The 6,670-nt window shown below is 67.8% G+C and carries 8 protein-coding genes and 1 pseudogene; all 9 read left to right on the forward strand.

Translation table 11 applies throughout. The features are described 5' to 3' along the window. Nucleotides 1–249 (forward strand): hypothetical protein (locus G6028_RS05570; protein WP_182658281.1); only part of this gene is annotated, 249 nt, incomplete at its 5' end. A 30-nt stretch (nt 250–279) separates the two neighbouring features. Next, on the forward strand, nt 280–1,023 hold the full coding sequence (locus tag G6028_RS05575; protein WP_182658282.1) for a DUF8176 domain-containing protein: 744 nt from the start codon (nt 280–282) through the stop codon (nt 1,021–1,023). A gap of 176 nt (nt 1,024–1,199) precedes the next feature. Next, nucleotides 1,200–2,705, forward strand: a complete 1,506-nt coding sequence (locus G6028_RS05580) for a cutinase family protein (RefSeq protein WP_182658283.1) — start codon at nt 1,200–1,202, stop codon at nt 2,703–2,705. Nucleotides 2,706–2,737: 32 nt separating this feature from the next. Then, nucleotides 2,738–3,379 carry a DUF6668 family protein gene (locus G6028_RS05585; RefSeq protein WP_338404155.1) on the forward strand — a complete coding sequence of 214 codons (642 nt, stop codon included), beginning with the start codon at nt 2,738–2,740 and terminating at the stop codon, nt 3,377–3,379. Between the two features lie 42 nt (nt 3,380–3,421). Then, nucleotides 3,422–3,721 (forward strand): hypothetical protein, encoded by a 300-nt coding sequence (locus G6028_RS05590; RefSeq protein WP_017838657.1) that lies wholly within the window; start codon nt 3,422–3,424, stop codon nt 3,719–3,721. 4 nt (nt 3,722–3,725) lie between these two features. After that, nucleotides 3,726–4,022 carry a hypothetical protein gene (locus tag G6028_RS05595; protein WP_017838656.1) on the forward strand — a complete coding sequence of 99 codons (297 nt, stop codon included), beginning with the start codon at nt 3,726–3,728 and terminating at the stop codon, nt 4,020–4,022. A 14-nt stretch (nt 4,023–4,036) separates the two neighbouring features. Next, nucleotides 4,037–4,657, forward strand: a complete 621-nt coding sequence (locus G6028_RS05600; RefSeq protein ID WP_308161416.1) for a DUF8175 domain-containg protein — start codon at nt 4,037–4,039, stop codon at nt 4,655–4,657. Continuing rightward, nucleotides 4,654–5,475: a DUF8175 domain-containg protein gene (locus G6028_RS05605; protein WP_182658285.1), complete on the forward strand. Its 822-nt coding sequence runs from the start codon at nt 4,654–4,656 to the stop codon at nt 5,473–5,475. Before G6028_RS05600 ends, G6028_RS05605 begins: the two co-directional genes overlap by 4 nt. After that, nucleotides 5,457–6,670: pseudogene (locus G6028_RS05610) on the forward strand (hypothetical protein); the annotation flags it as partial. The gene G6028_RS05605 and the pseudogene G6028_RS05610, both read left to right, overlap by 19 nt.

The following is a 6,670-nucleotide window of genomic DNA, read 5'->3' on the forward strand; positions in this document are numbered from 1 at the left end:
GCCGGTGCCGCCGCGGCGGTTGCCACCGCGCCCGCATGGGCAGTTCCCGCAGGAATCGTCGGCACCGGTGTCGCCGCCGGCGGAGGGTCGGCAGCGCTCGGCCTGGGCGGCGCGGTGGCGAGCAACCCCCATGCTGCAACGGGCGTCGAGAACGCGTTCCACGACGGCATGAACAACGCCAAGGACGCGGCCGCCGGGTCGATCAACGGCCTGGCCATCCCGGGCGTCCCGCCGGTCCACTTCAACTGACCGACATCGAGCAGGGGAGAGGGGCTAGTGGTGAGTGCAGACGACGATCAGCCCGAGTGGTTCTCAGGCGTAGAGCCGTCAGATTCTGCTGACGATCGGGAGGAGGCCCGTCATCTGGAGGCAGTCCCCACCGGCCCTTCCTCCACTGACGAGCAGTGGTTCGACCTACCCGACCCGATCCCGGCTGCCGACCAGACCACGCCAGGTCGGGCCGACAACCGGGGGCGCGTCAGATTGCTGTTCGTAGGCGTCATCGCGGCAGTGCTGGTGGTAATCGGCGCCGGCGCCTGGGTGATGTCCTCCCTGCTGTCGGGTCCGGAGACGTCGGCCTCTCCGACGTTGAAGCTTCCGCCGACTGCGGTGGCAGGCGAGGGCGGGGCGGTGGCCGAGTCGGAGTGTGAGACCTCCGAGTCGGCCACCGCCGTCTCGGGCAACGGCAAAGGCGATCAAAAGTCGGTTGCCGGTGTCGTACTGGCCTTCCAACACGCCTACTACGTCGCGAGAGACGCCGACGAGATGAAGCCGCTGTTGGCAAAGGACTCCCAGATCACCGATCTTGATGCGCTCCAGGAGGGCATCGACTCCGTGGCCCGGGGTACAACGCACTGCCTTCGGGTCGCGAGCGACGGCGACGATGCGGCGTTGGTCGAGCTGACCGAGACCGCACCCGATGGCACAGAAACCACCTACAACCAGCGCGTAAAGACCACCCGCACAGACGGCAAGGTCCAAATCGTGTCGATCGAAGAGCACTCCGAAGGAGCCCGGGAATGAAGTCGAGGAATGCAGCCAGAATCGGCGCCGTGGTCACTGCGTCCTCGTTGGTGGCAGTCATGCAATCCGGGGCGGTTCACGCCCAAAGTACGTCGACCACCACTCCGACCAGCACCACAACCAGCCCGCTGACCTCGACGGTATCCGTACCGTCGTCGGCTGGTGGGACCTCGCAGGTGGAACTTCCCGAAGGCGACGAGTGCCCCTTGGTGCAGCTCGTTGCGGTGAACGGGACGACGGAGTCGTCGAAGAACTCCGAGACCGACGCAGACACCGGTTGGATGGCCCGGGTGGTCAGTCCCACCGTGCGGGCGGCAAACGCTGACGGCGAGACGCGGATGAGCCGCACGTACGTGCCGTATCCGGCGTCGTTCGGCGGGTTTGTTCCGTCGGAGGACCAGTCGAGCTATGCCGAGAGCGTCACGGTCGGGATCGAGAACGGCAAGAGGCTCATCAAGGAGACGATCGAGCGGTGCCCTGAGACCAAGATCTTCGTCTCGGGCTATAGCCAGGGCGCTCAGGTCGCTTCGGCGATTGCTCGAGACATCGGGGCCGGTTCCGGACCGGTCGATCCGGAGCAGTTCGCCGGGGCGGCGCTGATGAGTGATCCCACCCGCGCGCAGGGGGCGCCGGTGTTCCAGGAGGGCCCGACCCGCACCAGTCCGGGAGTGGTCCCGGGAACTGAGGGAACCGCGGTGTCGTCGATCAGCCTCGGCCAGGGGGTGCCGACCCCTGAGGGGCGCGGGATCTCGCCCAACACCTCCGCCCCGGATTTCGGTGCGGTGGCCGATCGTGTCGCGTCGTTCTGTGTCCCGGGGGATCTGGCCTGCGATACCCCGCCGGATTCGGACCTGTTTCAGGTCGTGGCGAACATCGCCGGGCAGAGCGAAACCGGGGGAGATCCGGTGCAGGCATTGGTGAATGTGGCCCAGGTGACTGGTCAATCGGTGCTGTTCACGGCGGCAGAGACCATCGCGGAGGACGTGGAGTACTCCGAGGGCAGCGGTTTCACGATTGCCCCGGCCAGCCGGGGCAACACGACGCTGTCTCGGATGGCGCGGTATAGCGACCCCACTCAGATCCAGACCCCAACCGATCCGACCGCGATGCTGGTGGAGGCCGGGACCAAGCTCGCCGGCATGGCGCTGGCGGCGTCCATCACCGTGGCCAAGAAGACGCTGACGCCGCAGAACATTGCGCAGATCGCGTTGGCGGGGGCTGCGAATCCAGCAGCCGGAGCGGCGGTGCTGGTCGGCCAGCTCGCAGTGTCCGCGGCGGAGGTCATCACTCCGGCGACGGTGGATTCGGGGCTGCGGCGAGTGGTCGGGGAGATCGAGCACACGGTCACCGACACCACGGGTCTGGTGGAAATGGCCACCGAGACCCAGACCTGGAACGCGATCGACGCACACGGCATGTACGACCGCACCCCGTTCTCGGCGTCGGGTCAGTCCCCGGCCGCGATCACCCAGCAGTGGGCGATCGCGGCGGCCAACGACATCGCGATCTCGCGGGGCCTCGAGCCGGTGAACCAGCAGCCAGGGTCCACGTCGACTGGTCTGGATCGCAGGGAGCTAGTTCGATCCGGGGCCGGGGAAGACCAGCTGGCGCAGCTCGCAGCGTCTGCGCAGACCGCCGACCGCTCGGCCCTGTCCGAGGCGCTGGCCTCTGTGACTGCGTGAGCCGGGCGGCAGACGAAGACAAGGAGGCGAGCATGACCAGCGCGCACAAGCTTCCCAGCGACCGGTCGTCAAATTCTGTGCCGGGGTGGTTGGCGGCCCCCACTGAAGGGGACCGGTCCCCGGTGTGGGATACGCCAGTGCCGCGTCCGGCAGGGCGGGCGCCGGTGATCTGGCTACTGGGCGCTCACGGCGGGGCCGGGGTGTCCACCTTGGAGTCGATGTGGGCACCTGCCGCGGACAGTCGGCGTGGGTGGCCCGCCGCTGATGCCGCGCCGTTCGTGGTCGTCGTCGCTCGGATGCACGCCGCGGGCCTGGACGCCGCGCACCGGTTGTGTCTCCAACACCAGGCCGGGGCGGTCGGCGGATGCTCACTACTGGGCCTTGTGACCGTCGCGGCGACCCCCGACAAACCGGCACTGTCGCTGTCGCGCCGCCGCGAGCTCGTCGCCGCTGCGGCGGGCGCGAGCTGGCACATCGACTGGATTCCCGAACTGCTGACCACCACACCGCCCGAGCTGGCGACGTGGACGCCCAACTACACCGCCCCGGTGGTGAAGCGGTTTGCCCGCCCACCAGCACCCACCGACGCGGTCCCGCCGTCGGTGGCCACCGCCGCTGCTGAGGTCTTCGGCGCCGCCGCCGAGCGGTGGCGCGGCCGCACCACAAAGTCCTGACCCCAAGCTCATCCGTGGGCACCAGACCACAAGGAGAACTCCATGTTTGTCGAGACGATTCACGCCGCCGCCCCGGTGGCCGAGCACATCATCGCCGTCGGGGAGAACCTGTCCCCACAGGAAATCCCCGGAGCGGGCGTGAAGGTCGACACCGCGCTGTCGTACTTCATGTGGGGCTGCATCGCGATCGGGATCATGGGCGTAATGGCCGCCGGCGCCTACTTCATCATGGCCCGCTCGTCGGGCCGTGGCGACGAGGTCCAGGCCACGGTCGCCCGCATCATCGGTGGCTGCCTGCTCATCATGCTGGCCGGCCCCATCGTCAACGCGCTGGTCTCCTAGAGCCGTGCTCGCCGACGTGGTGACCGTCCTGGCACAGGATCCGGGCGCGGTGCTGCCCCCGACCAGTCCTGTTGGGCCACCGGCCGAGGCGATGACCCGCTTCACCCAGGCAGTCGGCTGGGTGAAGTGGGGCGCCACCGCCGTCCTGGTCGCCGGGGTGATGGCGATCGGCGCGCTGCTGACGATCGACAACCGCCTGATCGACCAGTACGGGCCCTCGATCCAGGCGATCACCATCAAGGTCATCGTCGGGTGTTTGATCGTGGCCTCCGCCGGCCACATCGCCGACGTTTTCATCTAGAAGGAGAGATAGCTGTGCGACGGGTTCTCATCACTGCGGCGATAGCGCTGCTGCTACCCATCTCAGCCTGCTCAACAGATGAGCAGACTGAGGCCCCGGCCGTCGACGTCGCCGCTGCGCCTGCCGATCTCACCTGGCGAAACGTCGCAGGGCTCAAGGTTCCCACCTCCCGTGCCGACGGCCCGGCAAGGACGTCCCCGCCCCAGGGCTACAGCCACACGCCGCAGGGTGCGGCGCTGGCGGCGGCGAACGGTCAGGCGGCCTTGGCCACGGCCCCGGATGCCACCTGGCCCGAGGTGGTGCGCACGGTGACGGCTCCCGGCCCGGGGCGTGACCAGTGGGCGCAAGCCCGGGTGCTGATGAGCGTGTCCGGAGCAGTTGACCCGGCGGTGGCGACGACGTTCTCCGGCTTCAAGGTCACCGACTACTCACCCGAGCGGGCGATCGTGTTGCTGGCTACCTCCACTCCACCGTCCGCCGACGAGCCAGAGCCCCTCCTGGCTGCTTACCCGGTGCAGCTCGCCTGGACCGGGGCGGACTGGAAGGTCGTTCTGCCCACGCAGGCCGACAACATCGACGCCGCCGAGATCCAGACGCTGGACGGGTTCACGACCTGGGACGAGGACAACCAATGACGAAGAAGACGTGGATCACCGCCGCTGCAGTACTGGTTGTGTCGCTGGTGGTGTTGGTCTTGGTCATCGCCATGACCGGACGGGACGAAGAAACCGGCCAAGCGGCGCCTGCACCGGAGCCGACCTCGGCGCCTGTCGTCTCAACGCCCGCAGTCCAGCCGGGGCGAGTGGTAAGTGACCTCGTGGGTCGGCAAGTCACGGTCGTGGAGGTCCCCGGAGGACAACCCCTAGGGCAGAGCGAAGAGGCTGGATCTTTCCCCGCCGGCACCGAACAGGTGGCCGCACCATCAGGCCTGACACTGCAGCGCGTTCCGAGCGGGACCACCTTGATGGTGTCCACCTCGGACGGCCCCACCGACGTCGAGGAAGACGTCATGACTGGCTACGCCCGTTCACCAGGCGGAGCAGCCCTGCTCACCGCCAACTACATCGGCCTGGGCCTGGAGATGGGGCCGGTGTACGCCGACTTCATGCAGCGCTATGCCCCCGAGCTCGTCGCGGAGGAGCCCGGGTTGCTTGAGGAGCTCCGGAACCGCGGGACGGCGGCACAGGGGCAAGCACTTCGGGCCGCCGAGGGCTTTCAAGCTCCCCGGTGGTTCCGCTTCAGCCACTGCTCTCCCGAGTTTTGCACCGTCGATGCGGCGATGCCGTCGGTGGCGGACGCAGTCGGCCAGGTCGACACCATCGACGTGAGCGCTACCGAGCATCCAGTCGTTCGCGTGTCTGTTGCCTGGACCGGCGAACAGTGGGAGATCGTCTCTGGGCGGTCTTTGCCGGCGCTCGAGGAGCTGGATCGGTCGTGGGTGCTGTGGATCTGAGACGCCTCACGCAGCTGGCAGTCGCCCTCCTGGCCGCTGTGTTGGCCTCGGTCGCGGTGGCGGCGCCAGCCGCCGCCCAGAACACTGATCAGAACGAGTTCCAGTCGTTCTACGAGGAGTGCCGAGACGGCGAGGTCGGCGGCGGGTTCCTTGACGGCGGTCTGCTCTCCGATACGGGGGCACACGATTGGATGAGGGAGTCTGCCCATGCCGGCGGACTGCGAGAGACACTCACGGCCCCGGTCCGGGGTGTTCAGTCGGCCGCCTGCAACACCGTCGGCGCGGCACTCAATCCAACCGATGCGGCCGAGGCGATTGCCTCTGGATTCTGGGGCGATCCGATTGGCGATTTCGTCAAATCGCTTCTTGAGGGCAACGCGCAGTCGTTGGCGCTGATCATGACGATGTGGATCAAGGAGTCGCCGTTCTCGGGCGCTGACTTCGCCTCCTCTGTCGAGGGGATATTCAATCTGACCCTGTGGGCGCAGGCGTTGCTGTTCGTGGTGTCGCTGATCGTGGCAGGCACTCGGATGGCGATCGCTCGTAATCGCGGCCTGGGTGATGGTTTCGAGGACGTCGGCCAGCTCGTGTTCAACTTCATTCTGGCCGGCGCCGCCCTGCCGGTGGTGATCTTGTCCCTGCATTTGGCCACGGATGCGGTGTCGGCTCAGTGGCTCACCGATGGATTGGGCGGGGATCCCGCGGCGGCGATCAATGCGGTGGCTCTGATCGACGAGGAGACCGGCCTTGGTCCGGCGGCGGTGCTGATTCTCGTGGTGTTCGCCCTGTTGGGAGCGCTGGCGCAGATGGTCGCTCTAGTGGTCCGAGAGGGTCTGCTGGTGGTGGTGGTAGGTCTGCTGCCGCTCGCGGCGGCATCGTTTGCGATGAACACAGGCAAGCAGGCATTCAAGTCGATGATCGGTTTCGTGGTGGCGGCGCTGCTGTTCAAGCCGGTAGCAACCCTGCTGTACCTGGCGGCGTTCTGGATGTCCTCGGGGACCGAGGCGCCGTCGGTGATGGAGGCGGTGTCGTCGATGCTGCTGCTGGCTGCTGCAGGCCTGGTTCTCCCGGCACTGATGCGGGTGGTCGCCCCGGCGGTGTCCGCCTCAGTGGCTGGCGGCAGTGCGGCCGGCATGGGTGCGGTCGCCGCTGGCGCGACCGGCGCTGTCGCAGGAGCCGCGGGGGCGGCGCTGGG

The sequence above is a fragment of the Dietzia cercidiphylli genome (genome assembly GCF_014145145.1).
GTDB lineage: Bacteria > Actinomycetota > Actinomycetes > Mycobacteriales > Mycobacteriaceae > Dietzia > Dietzia natronolimnaea.